Origin of the sequence: Tardiphaga sp. 20_F10_N6_6 (assembly GCF_052076045.1) — a bacterium.
Lineage (GTDB): Bacteria > Pseudomonadota > Alphaproteobacteria > Rhizobiales > Xanthobacteraceae > Tardiphaga > Tardiphaga robiniae.
In genome coordinates this window covers 5,065,348-5,085,794 of record NZ_CP197239.1, presented here as the reverse complement: position 1 = coordinate 5,085,794, position 20,447 = coordinate 5,065,348, and the positions used below count along the sequence as shown (strand labels likewise).

The following is a 20,447-nucleotide window of genomic DNA, read 5'->3' as shown; positions in this document are numbered from 1 at the left end:
GCGTCAGTTCACCTTCGCAACCGTCGTCCCGTTGCCCGGCAAAATCTCCACCGTCGCCGTGCGGCCCGCGACCAGCGTCGTACCTGCCGGAACAGCGTCGAGCGCGATGCGCACCGGCACGCGCTGGGCGAGACGGACCCAACTGAAGGTCGGGGTCACATTGGCGAGCAGGTTGCTACCCTCTGCGCGGTCGCGGTCCTCGATGCCGGCGGCAACGCTCTCCACATGGCCGGTGAGCTTGGCGGCATCACCCATCAAGTGAATGTGGACGGGATCGCCGACGTGGATCCGCGACAGCTTGGTCTCCTCGAAATAGCCGTCGACATGCAGGCTCGACGTATCGACCAATGCCATCACGCCCTTGCCTGCCGAGACATAGGTACCCGGGCGCAGATCCATGTTGGAGATCACGCCCGAGACCGGCGCATGAACCTCGCTGCGATCGAGATTGAGCTGCGCCACCGCCTGATCGGCGACGGCCTGATCCACTGACGCCTTGGCGAGCAATTGCGTCGCCAGCACCTGCTCCTTCTTCTGCTGCGACACAGCCGCGGTGGTGAGATCATTGTAGCGCTTCAGATCCAGCTCGGCCTGTTCGAGGCTGGCCTTGCGACCGGCCACAACGGCGTCGGCCTGCTGCAGTGCCAGCGCGAAACGTGCGCGGTCGATCCGCATGATGACATCGCCGCGGGCCACCTTCTGATTGTCCTTCACCAGAATCTCGGTAACGAAACCGGACACATCCGGCGCCACTGTCACCACGTCAGCGCGGACGCGGCCGTCACGTGTCCATGGTGCATCCATATAATAGACCCAGAGATAGTGCCCGACGGCGAGCGCGGCGACGACGGCCAGCGCGGTGACGGCGAAACGGCGAATAAAACTCACAGCGTTTTTCATGACAGCAATCCGGAGGATAAATAAACCACGCCGCCCAGCAGGCAGACATACAGAGCAAGATCGAACAGCGCGCGGTGCCAGACATAGCGATAGAGGCCGGAGCGCTCGATCAACGGGCGCAGCAACGCGCCGATGGCGTAAGTGATGACCAGCCACAGCATCAGCGATGGCAACAGCACACCGAACAGATCGATTTCATATCTCATGCCGCCACACTCCCGGCGAGAAGGCCCGATTCGGGCAGATAGGCGGGTGCTGTCGGAAACAGACCGCGGCGAATGCCGACAAGCCCGATCAGTGCATCCGCGCGCCCTGCCCCGCGCTCGCTGATGGCCTCCGACAGCGCGTGATCAACCTTCGCCAGCAGTGGCTCTGGCATCGCTCCGCCTTTGTAGTTGCGGAAGCTCACGGCCAGTTCGTCCAGCATCGCGTCCATGGCACCGAGCGTCGGTGACGACAGGTAATGCCGCGCACGGCGCAGATCGACGATGTTCAGCCCGACGCGCAATTCGCGCAGGTTGTCGACAGCACGCAGCGGCGAAGCCTTCAGCGCCGTCAGCCGCGGCGCGAGAAGGCCGATGCGATTCAGCATCAGGCCGGCAAAAGCCGCGCGGTCGCGGTTGCCGCGCTGTTCGGCAGCCTGCGCGATGGCGATCCAGCCGCGCCGCATCAGCCGCTTCACACTCCATTCGGAGCCGACTGAGCGGATCAACTGGATCGAGATGACGGACAGCTCGGTGCCGACGAAGAAAGCCACGCTGGAATTGGCGAAACTTGCGAAGTCGGCATTGTAAGTCGTCTGCAACGCCATCAGCGTCGCGGTATTCGCCGCCAGCAGCATGCCGATGAAGAAGGTGGCGGGGCGTGCGATGAGATAGCCGAACAGCAGGAACGGCGGCGCCAGCACGGCGACCAGCACTTCGACATCGGTGATGGCCGGCAGGATCGCGAACAGATAGAGCGCGATGATCACCATCGCGGCCAGCGTCCATTTGGCAAAGCCGCGCAACCCCACCGCGGGATCATCCATGCTGGCGAAGAACGAGCAGCCGACAGCCGCCATGGTCGGTGCTGTCGCGCCATCGGTCCAGCCGGTGGCGATCCAGAACGCGCAGCAGACGAGGATGGTAATGAACACGCCGGCTGCGGACCATAGCGCCATGCCGTGATCGACATGCCGCACCGGGGCCACACCGGCTTCAGCCTGAAAGGCGAGTTTCGCGCCCGGCGGACGGCCGCCTTCGGCAATCGCCTGATTGAGGACCCGGCAATCCGCTGAGATATCGACGAGCTCGCGCATCCGCATCAGCAGACTCGCGATCATGATCTCGTTCCACGACGACGACGCGTTCAGCTTCGGCTGCTGCGCGGCGATCATGCTGCGCAGCCGCTCGGCGGGTTCACGGTCGGTGCTGTTGTCAGCAATCCAGGCGGAGACGTCGTCGATCAGCGCCATCAATTGCGGTGAGGTCGTCCGCGCGTCTTCGCCCAGCGCGTCGATGCGATCGCCCATGGATGACAGCAGCGGCAGGAATGTCAGCATGCGCGTGCGCAGGGCGCGCATCCAGCGTGAGGTCTCGCGTCCGCCGAGCCGATCATAGGCCAGATGATCGGCGAGCGTATCGATATCGACGGCATCGGCGGCGAGCTTGAGGCGCAGATCGCGCGTGGCCGGATCGGCGCTGCGGCCGGCCAGCACGTCTTGGGTCAGCTTGCGCGCACCGGCGAGCCAGCTATCAACCCGCGCTGCAACCGCCGGACCGACGCTGCGCGGCAACAGGATCGTGGAGACCAGTGTGGCACACAGGATGCCGACAATGATCTCCTCGCTGCGCGCCACGGCGGTATCGAAAATGGCTGCGGGTTCGTTGATCGAGGGAAAGCTGATCAGCGCACAGGTGTAGCCTGCCAGCATGAACATGTAGCCGCGCGGCGTCCTGTCCAGCAGCGACACATAGAGACAGAGACCGACCCACAGCGCTATGGCGAGGCTGAGCAGTTCCGGCGAATTGACGAGATTTGGCACCAGCACGACGCTGGCCGAAGCCCCAACCAGTGTGCCGATGACGCGAAACAGCGCTTTCGAACGCGTCGCGCCGGCCAGCGGCTGCGAGGCGATATAGACCGTGGCCAGCGCCCAGTAGGGCCGCGGCAGATCCATCGCGAAGCCGATCAGCAGCGCCATCATGCCGGCGATGAAGGTTTTCACGGAGAAGATGATATCGGCGTGACGGACAAGAAACGGCGGTTGGGCAGCAGCGGAAGTCATGGCAGTGCGTCCGCCTCCTCGGCGGCCTCATACAGGCGATTGGCCGATTGCTCGATCCGTCCGAGCACATCGAAGGCAATAGCGAGTTCATCGGGCGCGATGCCCTTCATCAGGTCACCGCGCAGCCGGCGCATGACACGCCTGATCTCTTCGGCCTTGGCTTCGCCGAGCAGCGTCAGATGCAGCACCTTGGCGCGGCGATCGGTCGGGTCCTCGCGGCGCTCGACGAGCCCTTCGGCCGCCAGCAGGTCGATCAGCCGGACCACCGACGGGCCCTCAAGCCCCATTTCGTCGGCCAGCACGCCCTGACGCACATTCTCCCGTCCGGGACGGGACAGGATCAGCAGCGGATGGGCCGTGGCTTCGGACAGGCTATGCGCCGACAGGGTCTGGTCAGCCTTGCGGCGCCAGACCCGTGCCAGTCGCGCAACCAGCAGGCCTAGCTCGGCCTGGATATGCGCTTGGGAGTGGGGCATGGAAATTAGATAGGACCCTATCGATTAGGCTGCAATCTATTTTGTGCGTCGCATCAATCACGGTGTGGTGAGCGCCGCCGGGGACCCCGGCACCTGCAAGCCCGGTCAGGTAGCCGTAACGCGGGAAACAACGCCGGCAGCCAAATATTGAGAATTTCCCAATGATTTCCGTGGGCCATATCTTTCAGCGATTGAAATCCCCCTTGTTTATGCCATGTTCGCGCCCAAAGCAGGCATCGGGTAGTGTTCTCCGGCGCGCGAATCTCCATCGCGCGGATGCTCCAGTTGAAAGCGGCAAAGGAATTCCATGGCGAAGCCAGCAGTGATTGTCGTCGGCGCGGACAAGGGTGGGGTCGGCAAGACCACGGTTTCGCGGACGGTTCTGGACTATTTCAGCGCCAACAACGTCCCGACGCGCGCTTTCGACACCGAAGCGCCGCGCGGCACGCTGAAGCGGTTCCATTCGGACATCACCGAAATCGTCGACATGACGACCACATCCGACCAGATGAAGATCTTCGATACGCTCAACAGCGCATCGCCCTCGGTGACCGTGATCGACGTCCGCGCAGGCCTGCTGTCCCGGGCGCTGGCCGATCTGCGTGACATCGGCTTCCTCGATGCCGCCAAGTCCGGCCAGATTACCTTTGCCGTTTTCCATATACTCGGCCCGTCGATCGCCTCCCTGGACGAGATCGCCGAGACCGCCGGCTTCATGGACGGTGCGAAGTATTTCCTGGTGAAGAACTTCATTAACAACACCAGCTTCTTCGAATGGGACCAGGCGACCTACAACTCCTATTTCCACCGCATCAAGGGCGCCACCGAGATCACCATCCCGAAGCTGAACGAAATGGCCTATGAGCAGGTCGAAGTCTCCAGCGTGCCATTCCTGAAATTCGTCGCCAACAAGGGACCGCATGACGAGACCGCGAATTATTCGTTCGTGCTGCGCGGCTATGTCCGGCACTGGCTGGCCAATGTCTGGAGCGAATTCGACCGCATCAAGCTGACCGACATCGTCCACGACAAGCCCGGCGCCCGCAGCCCCGGCGAGAAGTAAGTCCATTTAACGATTGGAGCGGCGTCGGATTCGCCTGATATTGCGCCGATGCGACGCACGCCTGTCTATATCATCTGCTCGACGCGACCGATGGTCGGCAAAACCCTCGTCGCGCGCCTGTTGTGCGAATTCCTGAAGCTGCAGCGCGGCGATGTCACCGCTTTCGATATCAGCCTCAAGGAACCTTCGCTGCTGGATTTCCTGCCGAAGCTGACCGAGACCGCCGACGTAAATGACACGTTCGGCAAGATGTCGTTGATGGACCGGCTCATCATCAATGACGACATCGCCAAGGTGATCGACCTCGGCTATTTCGCCTTCGACGAATTCTTCAAAATGACCGGCGAGATCGGTTTCGCCAAGGAAGCCGCACGCCGCGGCGTGGCGCCCATCGTGTTCTTCATGGGCGACAGCGACCGCGCCTCATTGCGCGGCTATGAGATGCTGCAGCAGCAATTCACCCGCAATTCGCTCTATGTGATCGACAACGAACACGTGCTGCGCGGCGAAATCCCGGTGGCGCTGGCGCAGGGCCGCATGCTGCGCATCGCGGCACTGCCGGTGTTCCTCAAGACCTATATCGACCGGCTGAATTTCTCCTTCACCGGCTATTTGCGCTCGGAGCAGGATTCATCCACCGAGCTGCATCAGTGGATCAGGAAGAATTATTTCAGCTTTCGCGAGATCGAGCTGGGGCTGCTGCTGCAGGGGTCGTGACGGGCAATCAATGCCCGTCGAACGTCATCAACGTCCGCACCGGCACATTCATCGCCCGCAGCTTCGCCGCGCCGCCGAGATCCGGCAGGTCGATGATGAAACAGGCTGCCATTACCTCCGCACCGATCTGGCGCATCAGCTTGACCGCACCTTCAGCCGTGCCGCCGGTGGCGATGAGGTCATCCACCAGGATCACGCGCTCACCGGGCTTGATGGCGTCGGCATGCACTTCCATCTCGTCGATGCCGTATTCGAGAGAGTAAGCGATGCGCACGGTGGTGTGCGGGAGCTTGCCCTTCTTGCGGATCGGCACGAAACCGGCCGACAACTGATGCGCCACCGCGCCGCCGATGATGAAGCCGCGCGCTTCCATGCCGGCGACCTTGTCGATCTTCAGCCCCGCCCAGGGCTGCACCAGCTCATCCACCGCGCGGCGGAACGAGCGCGCATCACCCAGCAATGTGGTGATGTCGCGAAACAGGATACCCGGCTTCGGATAATCCACAATGGTGCGGACGGAGGCTTTGAGATCGTGCGCGAGTTCGGGTGTCATCAGGGTCTTTCGATTCTTCAGATGGACATCAGTTGGGGCGTTGCCCCAACCGAAATGCGTTTTCGACAATGCGTAAGCCGACCTCGCCGCCAAGCGACATCAGCGATTCCGGATGAAACTGCACGCCGCCGACCGGCAGCGTCTTGTGTTCGATGGCCATGGCGACACCGTCCTCGGTGGAGGCCGTCACGGTGAGCACATCGGGCATGCTGTCCTGCTCGACGAATAGCGAGTGATAGCGGCCGATGACGATTTCATTGGGCAGACCGTTCATCAACTTTCCGCCCCGCACCTGTACGCGCGACGGCCGTCCATGCGCCGGCTGCGCGAGCTGGCCCAGCACGCCGCCGAAATATTCGCCGATCGCCTGCACGCCCAGGCAGACGCCGAACACCGGCAGTTTCTTGTCCAGCGCGGTATCGAGCGTCTTGCCGATGCCGAAATCGGCGGGACGTCCCGGCCCCGGCGACAGCACCAGCAGGTCGAAACTCTCGCGGTTCAGGACGGTCTGTGCATGGACATGACGAACCACGCTGACGGTCGCGCCGACCTGACGGAAGTAATCCGCCAGCATGTGCACGAAACTGTCGTCGTGATCGATCAGCAGCACCTTCTTGCCCGAACCGGTTGCATCCGGCGCGAAGGCCGACAGCCGCTTCGGCGGATCGCCGCGCAGCGCCTGGAACAGGGCTGCGGCCTTGGTCTGGCATTCCTTCTCTTCGGCCACAGGATCCGAATCGAACAGCAGCGTCGCGCCGACGCGCACTTCGGCGAGGCCATCCTTCATGCGGATGGTACGGATGGTAATGCCGGTATTGATGCCGCCATCGAATGACACGGCACCAATCGCGCCGGCATACCAACGCCGCGACGAGCGCTCGTTATCCTCGACGAACTGCATCGCCCACAGTTTCGGCGCACCGGTCACCGTCACCGCCCAGGCATGGGTCAGGAACGCATCGAGCGCGTCAAAGCCCGGCCGCAGCATGCCTTCCACATGATCGACAGTATGGAACAGTTTTGAGTAGGTCTCGATCTGCCGACGCGCCAGCACCTTGATCGTGCCGGGCACGCAGACGCGCGCCTTGTCGTTACGATCGACGTCGGTGCACATGTTGAGTTCGAACTCGTCTTTCTCCGAATTCAGCAACTGCCGTATCTGTTCAGCATCGCCGATGGCATCGACGCCACGCGCAATGGTGCCGGAGATCGGACAGGTCTCGACGCGGCGACCGTCGGAGCGCACGAACATCTCGGGCGAGGCAGCGACGAGAAACTCGCCATCGCCGAGATTCATCAGCGCGCCATAAGGTGACGGGTTGATGATGCAAAGCCGCTGGAACACTTCCGCCGGCGAACGTTCGCAGGGCTCGGCGAACAACTGACCGGGCACGGCCTCGAACAGATCGCCGCGTGCAAAGGCGGCACGGGCGTTCTCGACCGTCTTCTGATATTCGCCGGGCGCATGATCGGCAAAGCCCTGGCGCGGCGCCTTGTTATAGCCGCTGTCAGGCGTATCGCGTGGCAGGCCCTCGGTCGAGCGATCCTTCCAGGTGAAGTCATAGGACATCACCACGCCGCGGCCGGTAGCGCGGTCATAGGCCAGCAGCGTGTCGGGCAGATACAGCACGATGTCGCGCTGGTCGGCCTCGCGCGTGCGCTTCTGCTTTAGGTCTTCCATCTGGAACACGAGGTCATAGGCGAAGGCGCCATAGAGCCCGAGCATGGAATCGTCTGAGGAGAACAATTGCGCGACCATGTCGCGCACCAGCGACATCACGCTGGCGCGGCGCGTGCGCTGGTCTTCCTCGACCGGCGCCTCGCCGCGGATGATGTGGCCCTTGAGCTTCGACATCGTCCGCCCGTCGAGCGCGATACAGGGATCCTGCAGCGTGTCGGCGAGGAAGGCGATCAACACCTGGCCACGCTTGTTCAGCGCCGTCAGCGTGAAATCCGTCCCGGTGGTTTCCAGCAGCAGCGGCGGATCGGCGAAACCGAGATCGAAGCTCTCATAGCGGCCAGGCACCGTGGTGCCCGACGACAACACCACACCGCGGCGCTGGTCGAGCCGGACGATCAGATCGTCCAGCGCGGTGCCGCCGGTGAAATAATCGACATGGCGCGCCACGGAGAGACCCGCGCGGGTCTTGTAGGCGCTGTCAGCGGGGAGCGAAAACACAGTCCTGTTCATGGTGTCCTCTTAGGAAACATGCCGGAGGGGGCGCCACACAGAACAAACAAGCAAAGGCCGTCGCACTGCGATGGCGGCCTTCGACGATTGAAAATAAGCAAATCGCACCGACCACCTCTTCAGGAGGTGCGCCACCAACGACGGCTGTTGCGGACAGGGGTGCTCATGGCCGGCAAATCACCATGGCCGGCCCGGAACGTCAAGGGACTAAACGGCCCCCGGCCGCTCCCGGACGAATACCGTCAGTTTGAGCGCCCCGACGCCGTCCTCGATCGGGGTCCAGCCGATGCTCTCGTACCAGGCCCGACGGGGCGGGGCAGCGCAGAGATAGACCCGGGCATGCCCCCGGGAGAAGGCCTCCAGGCAGGCCCGCTCGATCAGCGCCGGGGCGATGCCCTGTTTGCGGGCATCTGGCTCGGTCCAGACCGCCGCGACCCAGGGCGTATATTGCGGACGCTCGTCGAGATCGGACACCAGCAGCGACGCCGTTCCGAGAAAGTCTGGCCCACGATGGGCCACCAGCGCGATCGGCAGGTCGGTCCCCTGCATGTTCTCGCGCAGCCGCTCCACGATATAGGCCTCGGGCACGCCATGGCGCTTCCACCACGCCTGCCAGATCCGATCGGCGACGATGTCGAAGAAGTCGGCCTGCTGGCGCAAATCGGAAATAGTGTAGTCGGAGGTCATTGGCCTCGACCTACAGGGTCGGGCCTGTCGCATCAAGCTGCCACGCGGCTATGTCTCATGATGTGTGAGATTCGCCGGTGAGCCGCTTCAGCATCGGAAAGGATGACGTCGTGCCGAATTTTCCCTGCGGCACTCCGCAGTCTTCATAGCCGGCGGATAGATACAGGCGATGGGCTGTCTCGGTGCTGATCAGATGGCAGACATCGTTGCCATGGTCCTGTGCGATCGCCTCAAGCTGTGCCAGCATCGCCTTGCTGACGCCCCGGAACCTGGCATCCGGCGAGACGTAGTTGCACGTAATCTCGCCATCGTGTCTGACGATGCCGACGGCGAGCACTGTTTCTTCCTCGACCGCGACGAGAACGAAATTGTCCGGATGGGCGATCCAGCCCTCCACTATTTTAGGAGTCTTGTTGGCGAGCCAACGTCTCAGGATCGCTGGATCGTCATGATGATCGGCGCCGCAGAGCTCGGCGATGGAGCGGCGCAAGACATCGCATATCTCGGCCGCCTCATCGGGTCGCGCTCTGCGGATCAGCATCCGATCATAGGACCTCAGCCCAGGTGCTTCTTGAAGAACGCGGTCGCGCGGCCCCAGGCCAGTTCGGCGGCTTCGCGGTCATGCACCGAGACGCGCTGCTCGTTGACGAAGGCGTGGTCGGCGTCATAGCGGAAGAACTCGGCCGACTTGCCGGCAGCCTTCAGGCCGTTCTCGAACGCATCGACCACCGCAGGCGTGCACCAGTCGTCGCGATTGGCGAAGTGGCCCTGCAGCGGCACCTGCACATCGGCGGGCTTGGCGGCCTGCTCCGGCGGAATGCCATAGAACGCCACGGCGGCCTTGAGTTCGGGAATCTTGCACGAACCGATGATGGTCACGGCGCCGCCAAGGCAGAAACCGGTGAGACCGACTTTGGCACCGTTGCGCGACAGGTATTGCGCCGCGCCGCGCACGGTCTGCGTGGTGGCGTCCATGAAATCGAGCGAGTTCATCTCTTTGCCGGCCGCATCCGTGTCGTGATAGGGCACGACCACGCCGTTATAGAGATCAGGCGCCAGCGCATCGAAGCCGGCCAGCGCGAGACGATCGGCCAGGCCCTTGATCTGCTCCTGCAGACCCCACCATTCCTGGATGACGACGACGCCGGGCGCATTGCCGGCCTGGGCATTGGCGAGATAGCCCTTGGCTTCCTTGCCGTCCGGCCGCTTGAAGCTGATCGATGTTCCCATGATGTCCTCCGCTGGAATGGTTCGGGGCAACTTATAGACCCCTCACGTGTCAACTCAACCGGGCCAGCACGCGCTGCAGGTCTCGCTTGTAGGTCAGAAAATCGACAAACAATCCGTGTTCGCCGCCGTCGCGCCGAGGCGGCCGCGCGAACCACTGTGTGATCTCCTGCCGCAGCGTTGCCGCCGCATCCGGCCGAGCACTGCGCGCTGTGAGATAGGCTGCAATCACGCGGGCCTGCAATGCACGCCCTTCCCAACCCACGCCCGCGCCTTCCAGCAGCCCGGCCACATACAGGCCGTTATCCTCCGACGGAAACATGTTCATGAACAGCCTGGGCGCACCGATCGCGTCCTGCCAATCGAGTGCACGGAGATCGCCGAGGAACGGAAACGTGATCCGGTAGCCGGTCGCAAGCAACACCAGATCGACCTCGTCGCAGCGGCCATCGGCGAACACGACCGACTTGCCGTTGAATTCGCGGACCGGCTTGCGCAGGGCGACATCGCCCTGGCCGAGATGCTGCAGCACCAGCGAATTGACGATCGGTGTGCGGTCATAAAGCCGATGCTGCGGCTTCGGCAGACCGAAACGCTCCGGCGCGCCGACGATGAAGCGGAGGATCGGCTCGTGCAGCCTTGAGCGCAGGTTCTTCGGGATGATGAAGCGCTTCGGCTTGTGATTGCCTTCATCCGCCGGCTTGCCAGCGAGAAACTTCGGCACGAAATGATTGCCGCCGCGCACGCTCCACAACACCTTATCCGCGCGATGGATCGCATCCACGACAATGTCGCAGCCGGTATTGCCCATGCCCACCACCAGCACGCGCTGCCCAGTGAAGATATCGGCGGTCTTGTAGTTCTTGGCATGCATCAGTGGGCCATCAAAGGTGCCTGACGTTTTGGGGATCAGGGGATCGCTGAGATGGCCATTGGCGATGATGACGCCGGCATAGTCTGCCGACGTGCCGTCGCTGAAAGCAGCGTGCCATCCACTTTCCTGCCGCGTCAGGCTGCGCACGCCGGTGTTGAAGCGGATCAGCGGATAGAGATCGAAATGCCGGGCATAGCTCTGCAGATAATCCAGCACCTGACGATGGCCGGGATAGGCCGGCCAGTCCTCCGGCATCGGGAAATCCGCAAAGGCCGTGGTGCGCTTCGACGAGATCAGATGCGTCGAGGCATAGACCGCACTCGGCGCCGCGCCGTAGAGCCACTGGCCGCCGACATCGGCGTTCCGCTCCACGGCTTCCGCCGCATGACCGGCAGCCTTCAGGCTCTGGATCGCGGCAAGACCGGCGGGACCGGCACCGATGACGAGGAAGGTCATGAGACCGGCTCCGGGCGCTCGTCGCGATAGCGTTCGAACACGGCGCGCGCATCAAGCTCGGGCGAATATCCGAATTCGGATTTGAGCCGGGTGTTGTCGAGCACCGGACGGTACTGGATGAATTTGACATTCTGCGGCGTCAACTTGGTCAGCCCGAGCGCATGGAGCAGCCACAGCGCGCCCTTCATCACCGCGGGCGGAATCGGAACGAATGGCTTGCCATTGAGCCTTGCGATCTCGCGCAGGCTGAGTGTGCCATCGCCGGCGAGATTATAGATCCCGTCTCTGCCGGTGCGTACGGCCTGCGCCAGGGCGGCCACCACATCGCTATCAGCGATCAGCGAGAATGGCGTTGCAGTGCCGCTCAGACCGGTCACGACGGGGCGCTCGAACAGCGCAGTGATCTGGTTGTTCGTGGTCGGCCCCAGCACCGTGCAAGGGCGGAACACGGTCTGCCGCAATTGCGGACGATCTTGCCGCCATCGCGCCAGCATCTCCTCGACCTCGCGCTTGTTACGCGCATAGGGGAAATCCTCGTTGCCCCGTAGCGGATCGGCCTCGCGCAACGGGACGGGATTGTCGGCGTGATAGCCATAGGCCGCGCCGCTCGACGTGACGATGAGGTGGCCAACACCAGCCGCAAGACAGGCTTCCAGCACATTGCGCGTGCCCAGCACGTCGATCTCGTAGTCACGCTGCGGGTCGCCTCCGACGGCAACGACCGAAGCGAGATGCACCACGGTGCGCGGCTTCACGCGGGCGATGATCTCCTTCAGGGCGGGATCGCGGATGTCGCCGTGCTCGTAGGCAATGCCGTCGAGACGCTGTTGTGACGGCACCTCGCGCAGATCGAGCGCTGTCACCGGCCCGTCGCCGCCGGCCGCGGATGCGCGCAGCAAAGCACTACCAATGAAGCCTGCCGCGCCGGTGATCAGCACGCCGCTATTCGCCATCGCGTCGCTCATGCAGCACCTTCAATGCGTGCCGGATGCGGATCGCGCCGTTTCCACCAGGCCGCCAGCGCCCAGCCGGAGACGAGGTGCCAGACTCCCCAGCCAGCGGCGACCAGCGCTGCGCCGCCAAGGCCGTCGAATTGCGTGAGGATCAGCGCCAGCCCCAGGCCGGAATTATGCATGCTGACTTCAATGGTGAGCGCGCGGGTGTCGTAGTCGCTGAGCCCGAGGATCTTCGCGACGCCCCAGCCAAGTGCGACGGCGATCGCGTTATGCAGCACGACGAAGGGCAGCACCGCTGTCGAGAATACCGCGATGTAGCGCCAGTTGATGATCGTCGCGGCCAAAATAAATCCGATCAGGAACACGAAAGACAGGATCTGCAGCGGCCGGCGCAGACGGTCGGCCAGCCCCGGCAGATGACGCACCGTGAGCAGACCGGCAACCATCGGCACGCCGAGCAGCAGCACGGTCGATCCAATAAACGAGACGGGATCGACGCTCACCTGGCGCAGCAGCGCGGCGGTTTGCGGATTGAGCCCGGCCCAGAACAGGATGTTCAGCGGCGTCGTGACGGACGCAAGCAGGCTGGAGATGCCGGTCATCGACACCGACAGCGCGGTGTTGCCCCGCGCCATATGAGTGATGAGGTTGGAGATGTTGCCACCAGGACAGGCCGCCACCACCATCATGCCAAGCGCGATAGAAGGCTGCGGCTTCAACACCATGGTGATCGCCCATGTGACCGCCGGCAGGAGGATCAGTTGCGCGGCGAGCCCCGCGAGCGGCGCCGCCGGACGTCGGAACACATCGACGAAATCGGCGACGCGAAGATCGAGCGCGACGCCATACATGATCAGCGCCAGCACGATGCCGAGCGCCATCTGGCCACCCGGACTGATGTTCAGCAGAATATCGTCGATCGCCGCGCCCGCCATCCATCCCCCCGATGAGCGTGGATATCCGTGACGCTCACCGAGCCCGCGTCTCCCGCCTTTGCGCGAAGCTTAGTCAACGGCTCCCCGAGAATCCATGGTCGGGGTGCGCACAGGCTGAAAACGAAAAAGGGCCCCATCGGGGGCCCTTTTGAAAGAATGTTTGCGACGCTCAGTGAGCGTTCGCCCAGACCTTCTTCTTCGTGAAATACATCAGGAACGCGAAGATGATCAGAAACACCATCACCTGCAAGCCAATACGCTTGCGGGCCTCGAGATGCGGCTCTGCAGTCCACATCAGGAAGGTCGAAACGTCCTTGGCATAGTTCTCGACCTTCTGCGGGGTGCCGTCATCGTAGGTCACCTGATCGTCGGAGATCGGCTTCGGCATCTTGATGGCGTGGCCGGGGAAGTACTTGTTGTAATACGCGCCCGGCGGCAGCGCGAAATCCTTCGGCGCCGGATCGACATAGCCCTGCAGCAGGGCGTCGATATAGTTCGGGCCCTTCTCCTGGAACTGGGTGAAGAAGTCGAACACGAATTGCGGGAAGCCGCGGTCGTAGTTGCGGGCCTTGGCCATCAGCGACAAGTCCGGCGGATAGGCGCCGCCATTGGCCGCGCGCGCCGCGTTCTCGTTCGGGAACGGCTTGGGGAATGGATCCGCGAGACGACCGGGACGCTCAAACATGTCGCCGGCATCGTTCGGACCGTCCTGCACCTTGATCTCGGATGCCACTGCCAGCGCCTGAGCCGCAGAGAAGCCCGGGCCGCCCGCGTCCGCGAGGTTGCGGAAGTGGATCAGGCTCATCGAGTGACAGGTCGAGCAGACTTCCTTGTAGACCTTGTAACCGCGCTGCAGGGCACCGCGGTCAAACTTGCCGAACGGGCCGGCAAACGACCAGCTCAGAGACGGCGGCGTCGGGCCGCCATGCTCGTCGGCAGCCTTGGCGCTCTGCGTACCGCCGGCCATCAGGCCACCGGCGAGGACCAGTGCGACGATCGCGGAGGCTGCCTTCTTGCCGTATTTGGCCAGCACATCGTCAGCGATCGAGTTCGGCACTGCGCGCGGCGTTTCGATACGGCTGAGGATCGGCAGCACGATCAGGAAGTAGGCGAAGTAGCAGAAGGTCAGGACACGGCCGGCGATGATGTAGATGCCTTCCGCGGGCTTGCCGCCGAGCCAACCGAGCAGGACCGCCACCACGACGAACATCCAGAAGAACTGCTTGGCCAGCGGACGATACTTCGACGACTTGGTCTTGGCGGTATCGAGCCAGGGCAGGAAGGCCAGCACGATGATCGCCGAGAACATCGCGATGACGCCGCCGAGCTTGCTCGGGATCGAACGCAGGATGGCGTAGAACGGCAGGTAGTACCATTCCGGCACGATGTGCGCGGGCGTCACACCCGGATTGGCCGGGATGTAGTTATCGGGATCGCCGAGATAATTCGGGATGTAGAACACGAACCAGGCGTAGAAGATCATGAAGCAGACCATGCCGAAACCATCCTTGATGGTCGCGTAGGGCGTGAACGGCACGGTATCCTTCTCGGTCTTCGGCTCGACGCCGGCCGGATTGTTCTGACCGGCGACATGCAGCGCCCAGACGTGCAGCACGACGACGCCGGCGATCACGAAGGGCAGCAGGTAATGTAGCGAGAAGAAGCGGTTCAGCGTCGGATTGCCGACCGAATAGCCGCCCCACAGCAGGGTCACGATGCTCTCGCCCACATAGGGAATCGCCGAGAACAGGTTGGTGATGACGGTGGCGCCCCAGAAGCTCATCTGGCCCCACGGCAGCACGTAGCCCATGAAACCAGTCGCCATCATCAGAAGGTAGATGATCACGCCGAGGATCCAGAGGATTTCGCGAGGTGCCTTGTACGACCCGTAATACAGGCCACGCAGCATGTGGATGTAGACGGCGATGAAGAACATCGATGCGCCGTTGGAGTGCAAATAACGCAACAGCCAGCCGTAATTCACATCGCGGACAATGCTCTCGACCGAATTGAACGCCATATCCACATGCGGCGTGTAGTGCATCGCCAAGATCACGCCGGTGACGATCTGCACGCCGAGCATGAAGGACAGGATGCCGCCGAACGTCCACCAGTAATTCAGGTTACGCGGTGTCGGATAGGCAACGAAGGAGGAATGGACGAGGCCGATAATTGGCAGACGCTTTTCAATCCACTGCAAAGCGGGATTGGTCGGCTGGTAGGTCGATGGTCCGCTCATGATGCGATCCTGAGAAGAGAAAAACACTATCGGCGCGAGATCGGATGGGATCCGACAGCTCAGCCGATCTTGATCTTGGTGTCAGAGACGAAGGCGTAAGGCGGGATCGGCAGGTTGAGCGGCGCCGGACCCTGACGGATGCGACCCGAAGTGTCGTAGACCGAGCCGTGGCAGGGGCAGAAAAAGCCGTCGTAAGCGCCTTCGTGAGCAATCGGGATGCAGCCCAGATGGGTGCAGATGCCGATGACGACCAACCACTGGTCGTGGCCTTCCTTGACGCGGGCCTGATCGGTCTGCGGATCGGGCAGGCTCGACACCGGAACGGCGCGCGCCTCTTCGACCTGCTTCTTGGTCCGGTTCATGATGTAGATCGGCTTGCCGCGCCAGAACACCTTGATGTCCTGCCCCTCGGCGATGGGGGCCAGATCGACCTCGATCGGCGCACCCGCCGCGATGGTCGAAGCATCTGGATTCATTTGAGAAATCAGCGGCCAGACGGCGGCTGCGGCGCCCACTGCAGCCACTGCCCCAGTGGCCACGAACAAGAAATCACGGCGCGTGTGTTCCGCCGAAGACGTTGTCGTCACGATCCCAACCCTTTCTTATCTGCAGCCGGCTTAGACACTCCCGGTCACGCCTTTACGTTGACCTGAGCAAAAAACCGACGCCCGCGATTCTCCCCACGGCGGCAGAGGCCTACTAGTCCTTGCCTAACAGGCAGAACACGCAGTCCAGAATCGTTCTATTGGCACCCTTGGTGCGGCAGTGCAAGCCTACGATCGGCGAAGCAAGATGCGATGCACCACAGAATCAACGCCTTTCCGCGCGGCGGATAATTCGGCACGTCGTGGCTATCGGAAACGGCCATCAGGCTTTTGGCGGGACAAGGGATCGCGATTCGCAGTCGATCGCGCTCCGCCGATTTTCCGGACACCTCGCGCGCGCCACGATTCGCGCGACGGTCAGGCAAAAACAGCAACAATTCATGATCGTGAATAATTCTGCGTCGTTTCAGCAACAAATCGCGCTCAAGTAGCGCGTTTGAAGACGTTCTAAATCCCTAATTCTGTTCTCATTCTTCGCCTGCGCTAAAGCGAAAGCATCCAAATTTTACCGGTAGAGCCGGCCTAACTGGGGCATCGCAGCGTCATGACAACATCCCACTTCATCGAATCGGCAACTCGGCTGCACACGCTTCGGGCTCTATGTCTTTGCGCCGTCAGCGGTCTCGCTTTGTCGATTCCGACAGGTACTGCCGACGCTCAGTCTGCCCTGCCGCCAGTGACGGTGGATGCGCCGCAGCAGCGTACGCGTCCGGCGACGGCCAGGCCGACCCAGCGCGCATCGACCAGCCGCGCCGCCCGTGCCAATCGCACGGCCCGTGCGCCGCAGGCGGCGCCGGTGGCACCAGCCAATCCCAACGCCGGTGAGCGCGCCGGCGGCCCCGTGATCGGCTTCGTCGCCAATCGCAGCGGCTCCGCCACCAAGACCGACACCCCGATCATGGAAACTCCGCAATCGATCTCGGTGATCACCTCTGACCAGATCAAGACCCAGGACGCACAGACCCTCACTCAGGCGCTGCGCTACACCGCGGGCGCCAATGGCGACGTCAATGGCGGTTCCGACACCCGCAATGGCGGCATCCAGATCCGCGGCTTCGACATGACTCAGCAGGGGCTGTATCTCGACGGCCTGCGGCTACCCAGCACGCCCTATATCCATTTCGACAGCCTCGATCCCTTTGGCGCGTCTCGTCTCGAAGTGCTGAAAGGGCCGTCCTCGGTGATGTATGGTGGCAGCGGGCCGGGCGGCATCCTCAACTATGTCAGCAAGCTGCCGACCGCCCGCCAGTTCGGCGAAATCTCGGTGTCAGGCGGCAGTTTCGACCGCTATCAGGGCGAGTTCGATTTTGGCGGCCCCGCCAACAAGGAAGGCACAGTGCTCTATCGCCTGACCGGTCTGGTCCGCGACGGCGGCACCCAGGTCGATGACGCCAGGGACAGCCGCGTCTTCATCGCGCCGGCCGTCACCTTCAAGCCGAACGAAGACACCACACTCACAGTGCTCGCGAATTATCAGAAGGAGAAGAACGGCTGGGGTCTGCAGTTCCTGCCGGCATCCGGCACGATCTATCCGAATGCGGGCCGTATCATCCCTATCAACCGCAACACCGGCGAACCTGGCTTCAACAGATACGACAACGAGATCGCTTCGGTTGGCTACCTGTTCGCGCATAACATCAACGACAACCTGACCTTCCGGCAGAACCTGCGCTACTCGTGGATGCACAACGAATCCGACAGCATCAATGCCGGCGGTTACCTCGACGAAGCCGCCGGGCTGCTCTACCGCTACGGCGGATCATCGGCCTCGACGATCAACTCCATCGCCGTCGACAACCAGATGGAGGGCCACTTCACCACCGGCATCCTGAGCCACACCACGCTGTTCGGCATCGACTATCGAAACACGACATCGACCGACGTCAACACGAGCTACAGCGCCGATCCCCTCAACGTCTTCAACCCCGTCTACACCAACACCTGGACCAAGGGCGCGCTCTACGAAGACTATCGTGTGAAGCAATCGCAGGTCGGCATCTATGCCCAGGACCAGATCAAGCTCGGTCGTCTTTCGGTCCAGCTCGGTGGCCGGCAGGATTTTGCCAAGACGACCTACGACAACTACATGGACGGTTCATCGACTTCCACCGACGCCTCGGCCTTCACCGGTCGTGCAGGCGTGATCTACAATTTCGACAGCGGCGTGGCGCCCTATTACAGCTACTCGGAATCTTTTCTGCCGGTGCTGAACATCGCCAATGGCAGCCTGCTGGCGCCGGAAACAGCGCATCAGCATGAGGTCGGCATCAAGTATCAGCCGGTCGGCGTCAATGCGATGATCACACTCGCCGCATTCGACCTGACGCGGCAGAATGTCGTTCGCTTCCTGCCTGTTAACCCGTTCACGGCGATCCAGACCGGCGAGGTCAATTCGCGCGGCATCGAAGTGGAGGCCACCGCCACCCTCGCCGCCGGCTTCAACGTCCGCGCTGCCTATTCCTACATCGACATCGAAGTGACCAAGGATCCGGTGAACGTTGGCAAGGCTCTGACCACCGTGCCGATGAATCGCTTGGGCATCTGGAGCGACTACACGATGCAAGGCGGCCTGTTCGAGGGCGTCCAGGTCGGCGGCGGCATTCGCTATATCGGCGATAGCTGGGCCGACGATGCCAACACAAGCAAGGTGCCGGGAGCCACCGTGGTCGACGCGCTGCTGGCCTATAATCAGAAGAACTACCGGCTCGCGCTCAACGTCACCAATATTGCGGACACCCGCTATGTTTCATCCTGCTACAGCCCCGTCTATGGCTGCTTCTACGGTGACTCGCGCAAGGTCGTCGCCAAGCTGACCTATCGCTGGTGAACATTAGAATCACCCTAAAACGCGACAATACGCCACCGCCGGTCTCTCGACCGGCAGTGGCGACACTTGGTAGTAAACGCGACGACAACAACACGGGCGGAACGCCATGAGATTGATCTTCGGGCGCCTGCATCGCTGGGCTGGACTCCTCACCGCCGCCTTCCTGTTCTTCTCGGGCGTCACCGGCGCGGTCATCTCGTGGGATCACGAGCTTGACGATCTCCTCAACAGCAAGCTGAAGGACGTCACCACCGCGGGCCCCGCCAAACCGTCGATCGAACTCGCGGGCCTGATCGAGCAGCGCGATCCCCGCGCGCGCGTGATCCACATGTACATGACGCCGGAAAAGAATGAGTCGCTCTCGTTCTTTGTTCTGCCGCGGATCGATCCCACGACAAGCAAGCGTTACACGCTCGATTACAATCAGATCTTCCTCGATCCCAACACCGGTGAGGAACTCGGCCGCCGCTATTGGGGCGCCGTCTGGCCCGTGACCCGCGAGAACTTCGTCTCGTTTCTCTACAAGCTGCACTACACGATGCACATCCCGGAATTCTGGGGCAGCGACCGCTGGGGCATGCGCATCCTTGGCGTCATCGCCATCATCTGGACCATCGATTGCTTCATCGGATTCTATCTGACACTGCCATCGCGCAAACGCGTCAAGGCGGGAGCCGCTCCCGCCGTCGCGCGCGAACTCGGCAAGGGGTTCTGGGCGCGCTGGAAGCCGGCCTGGATGATCAAGACCTCGGGCAGCGCCTACCGGATCAATTTCGACATCCACCGCGCCTTCAGCCTGTGGACCTGGGCCCTGCTCTTCATCATCGCCTTCACGGCGTTCTCGCTGAACCTCTATTTCGAGGTGTTCTCGCCGCTGATGAAGAAGTTCTCGGACTACACGCCGACGCCTTACGAGCAGCGTGAGTATCGTCACCTCGATAGTCCGATCGAACCCAAGATGACTTGGGCCCAGATCCTCGAGCGCGCCACCGCCGACGGCAAAGCGCGCGGCTGGATCACACCGATCGGTTCGCTGTTCTACGGCCCGGCACACGGCGTGTATCAGGTGTTCTTCTTCGAGCCTGGTGACGATCACGGCGCCGCAGGCGTCGGCCCGCCGTCGCTGTTTTACGACAGCGAAGACGGCCGTCCGCTCGGCGCCAAGCTGCCCTGGGTCGGCACTGCCGCGGACATCTTCGTGCAGATGCAGTTCCCGATGCATTCGGGACGAATCCTGGGTTTGCCCGGCCGCATCCTGATTTCGGCGATGGGTCTCGTGGTGGCGGTGCTCTCAGTCACCGGCGTCGTGATCTGGTGGCGCAAGCGCCGCGCCCGCGTGAAGGTACGCGAGACAACGGAAGCGCGTTCGAATACGCGACTCGCGCCGGCGGAGTAGAGCCGCCGGCCTTGTCCGACTGCATGTCAGGCGCTATCGCCTGACATGGGTCGCGTCGATCAAGATGCGGCCGGAG

The 20,447-nt window shown here is 62.6% G+C and carries 18 protein-coding genes; 4 read left to right on the top strand and 14 right to left on the bottom strand.

Annotation, left to right across the window (positions count from 1 at the left end; translation table 11 throughout):
* Window positions 1-3: 3 nt before the first annotated feature.
* The 4 genes from AB7813_RS24325 to AB7813_RS24310 are packed head-to-tail and all read right to left on the bottom strand — an operon-like array spanning window position 4 to window position 3,645.
* On the bottom strand, window positions 4-900 hold the full coding sequence (locus AB7813_RS24325; protein ID WP_441228593.1) for an efflux RND transporter periplasmic adaptor subunit: 897 nt from the start codon (window positions 898-900) through the stop codon (window positions 4-6).
* Window positions 897-1,106: a DUF1656 domain-containing protein gene (locus AB7813_RS24320; protein ID WP_068733131.1), complete on the bottom strand. Its 210-nt coding sequence runs from the start codon at window positions 1,104-1,106 to the stop codon at window positions 897-899. The genes AB7813_RS24325 and AB7813_RS24320 overlap by 4 nt, the downstream gene beginning before the upstream one ends.
* On the bottom strand, window positions 1,103-3,169 hold the full coding sequence (locus AB7813_RS24315) for an FUSC family protein (protein WP_441228592.1): 2,067 nt from the start codon (window positions 3,167-3,169) through the stop codon (window positions 1,103-1,105). Before AB7813_RS24315 ends, AB7813_RS24320 begins: the two co-directional genes overlap by 4 nt.
* The gene (locus AB7813_RS24310; protein WP_441228591.1) at window positions 3,166-3,645 is read right to left on the bottom strand and encodes a MarR family winged helix-turn-helix transcriptional regulator; all 480 of its coding nucleotides are present in this window, start codon (window positions 3,643-3,645) and stop codon (window positions 3,166-3,168) included. Before AB7813_RS24310 ends, AB7813_RS24315 begins: the two co-directional genes overlap by 4 nt.
* Before the next feature lie 307 nt (window positions 3,646-3,952).
* Between AB7813_RS24310 and AB7813_RS24305 the strand changes: the two genes are divergently transcribed.
* Together AB7813_RS24305 and AB7813_RS24300 are read left to right on the top strand one after the other, a co-directional pair.
* Window positions 3,953-4,708, top strand: a complete 756-nt coding sequence (locus tag AB7813_RS24305) for a hypothetical protein (protein WP_089262507.1) — start codon at window positions 3,953-3,955, stop codon at window positions 4,706-4,708.
* A 48-nt stretch (window positions 4,709-4,756) separates the two neighbouring features.
* Window positions 4,757-5,425 (top strand): hypothetical protein, encoded by a 669-nt coding sequence (locus AB7813_RS24300; RefSeq protein WP_441228590.1) that lies wholly within the window; start codon window positions 4,757-4,759, stop codon window positions 5,423-5,425.
* A 7-nt stretch (window positions 5,426-5,432) separates the two neighbouring features.
* Here AB7813_RS24300 and AB7813_RS24295 read toward each other — a convergent pair whose 3' ends face one another.
* From AB7813_RS24295 to petA, 10 genes are all read right to left on the bottom strand, one after another.
* Complete coding sequence (locus AB7813_RS24295; RefSeq protein WP_068733118.1) at window positions 5,433-5,978, bottom strand: adenine phosphoribosyltransferase; 546 nt, start codon at window positions 5,976-5,978, stop codon at window positions 5,433-5,435.
* A gap of 28 nt (window positions 5,979-6,006) precedes the next feature.
* A complete protein-coding gene (locus AB7813_RS24290) occupies window positions 6,007-8,169 on the bottom strand; it encodes an anthranilate synthase component I (protein ID WP_441228589.1) in 2,163 nt (720 codons plus the stop codon).
* A gap of 207 nt (window positions 8,170-8,376) precedes the next feature.
* Window positions 8,377-8,856, bottom strand: a complete 480-nt coding sequence (locus AB7813_RS24285; protein WP_175368697.1) for a GNAT family N-acetyltransferase — start codon at window positions 8,854-8,856, stop codon at window positions 8,377-8,379.
* Window positions 8,857-8,911: 55 nt separating this feature from the next.
* Window positions 8,912-9,346 (bottom strand): GNAT family N-acetyltransferase, encoded by a 435-nt coding sequence (locus tag AB7813_RS24280; protein ID WP_441228588.1) that lies wholly within the window; start codon window positions 9,344-9,346, stop codon window positions 8,912-8,914.
* A 65-nt stretch (window positions 9,347-9,411) separates the two neighbouring features.
* Window positions 9,412-10,086: a dienelactone hydrolase family protein gene (locus AB7813_RS24275; protein ID WP_093759598.1), complete on the bottom strand. Its 675-nt coding sequence runs from the start codon at window positions 10,084-10,086 to the stop codon at window positions 9,412-9,414.
* A gap of 49 nt (window positions 10,087-10,135) precedes the next feature.
* A complete protein-coding gene (locus tag AB7813_RS24270) occupies window positions 10,136-11,413 on the bottom strand; it encodes a flavin-containing monooxygenase (protein ID WP_441228587.1) in 1,278 nt (425 codons plus the stop codon).
* The gene (locus tag AB7813_RS24265) at window positions 11,410-12,378 is read right to left on the bottom strand and encodes an SDR family oxidoreductase (protein WP_441228586.1); all 969 of its coding nucleotides are present in this window, start codon (window positions 12,376-12,378) and stop codon (window positions 11,410-11,412) included. The genes AB7813_RS24270 and AB7813_RS24265 overlap by 4 nt, the downstream gene beginning before the upstream one ends.
* Window positions 12,375-13,304, bottom strand: a complete 930-nt coding sequence (locus AB7813_RS24260; protein ID WP_441228585.1) for a bile acid:sodium symporter family protein — start codon at window positions 13,302-13,304, stop codon at window positions 12,375-12,377. The genes AB7813_RS24265 and AB7813_RS24260 overlap by 4 nt, the downstream gene beginning before the upstream one ends.
* Before the next feature lie 169 nt (window positions 13,305-13,473).
* Entirely contained in the window at window positions 13,474-15,543 is a 2,070-nt protein-coding gene (locus tag AB7813_RS24255; RefSeq protein WP_184513370.1) for a cytochrome c1, read from the bottom strand.
* A 59-nt stretch (window positions 15,544-15,602) separates the two neighbouring features.
* A complete protein-coding gene (petA, locus tag AB7813_RS24250) occupies window positions 15,603-16,130 on the bottom strand; it encodes a ubiquinol-cytochrome c reductase iron-sulfur subunit (protein WP_068733107.1) in 528 nt (175 codons plus the stop codon).
* A gap of 646 nt (window positions 16,131-16,776) precedes the next feature.
* On the opposite strand from petA, the gene AB7813_RS24245 reads away from it, so the two are divergent.
* Entirely contained in the window at window positions 16,777-18,975 is a 2,199-nt protein-coding gene (locus AB7813_RS24245) for a TonB-dependent siderophore receptor (RefSeq protein ID WP_441228584.1), read from the top strand.
* A gap of 106 nt (window positions 18,976-19,081) precedes the next feature.
* Complete coding sequence (locus AB7813_RS24240; protein WP_441228583.1) at window positions 19,082-20,371, top strand: PepSY-associated TM helix domain-containing protein; 1,290 nt, start codon at window positions 19,082-19,084, stop codon at window positions 20,369-20,371.
* The last annotated feature ends 76 nt before the right edge of the window (window positions 20,372-20,447 follow it).

Bases quoted from the DNA above. Each gene is read 5' to 3' on its own strand.
- AB7813_RS24255 (WP_184513370.1), bottom strand. From the start codon at position 15,543: ATGAGCGGACCATCGACCTACCAGCCGACCAATCCCGCTTTGCAGTGG.
- AB7813_RS24275 (WP_093759598.1), bottom strand. From the start codon at position 10,086: ATGGGAACATCGATCAGCTTCAAGCGGCCGGACGGCAAGGAAGCCAAG.
- AB7813_RS24325 (WP_441228593.1), bottom strand. From the start codon at position 900: ATGAAAAACGCTGTGAGTTTTATTCGCCGTTTCGCCGTCACCGCGCTG.
- AB7813_RS24285 (WP_175368697.1), bottom strand. From the start codon at position 8,856: ATGACCTCCGACTACACTATTTCCGATTTGCGCCAGCAGGCCGACTTC.
- AB7813_RS24265 (WP_441228586.1), bottom strand. From the start codon at position 12,378: ATGAGCGACGCGATGGCGAATAGCGGCGTGCTGATCACCGGCGCGGCA.
- AB7813_RS24240 (WP_441228583.1), top strand. From the start codon at position 19,082: ATGAGATTGATCTTCGGGCGCCTGCATCGCTGGGCTGGACTCCTCACC.
- AB7813_RS24295 (WP_068733118.1), bottom strand. From the start codon at position 5,978: ATGACACCCGAACTCGCGCACGATCTCAAAGCCTCCGTCCGCACCATT.
- AB7813_RS24310 (WP_441228591.1), bottom strand. From the start codon at position 3,645: ATGCCCCACTCCCAAGCGCATATCCAGGCCGAGCTAGGCCTGCTGGTT.
- AB7813_RS24305 (WP_089262507.1), top strand. From the start codon at position 3,953: ATGGCGAAGCCAGCAGTGATTGTCGTCGGCGCGGACAAGGGTGGGGTC.
- AB7813_RS24320 (WP_068733131.1), bottom strand. From the start codon at position 1,106: ATGAGATATGAAATCGATCTGTTCGGTGTGCTGTTGCCATCGCTGATG.
- AB7813_RS24270 (WP_441228587.1), bottom strand. From the start codon at position 11,413: ATGACCTTCCTCGTCATCGGTGCCGGTCCCGCCGGTCTTGCCGCGATC.
- AB7813_RS24260 (WP_441228585.1), bottom strand. From the start codon at position 13,304: ATGGCGGGCGCGGCGATCGACGATATTCTGCTGAACATCAGTCCGGGT.
- AB7813_RS24290 (WP_441228589.1), bottom strand. From the start codon at position 8,169: ATGAACAGGACTGTGTTTTCGCTCCCCGCTGACAGCGCCTACAAGACC.
- AB7813_RS24315 (WP_441228592.1), bottom strand. From the start codon at position 3,169: ATGACTTCCGCTGCTGCCCAACCGCCGTTTCTTGTCCGTCACGCCGAT.
- AB7813_RS24300 (WP_441228590.1), top strand. From the start codon at position 4,757: ATGCGACGCACGCCTGTCTATATCATCTGCTCGACGCGACCGATGGTC.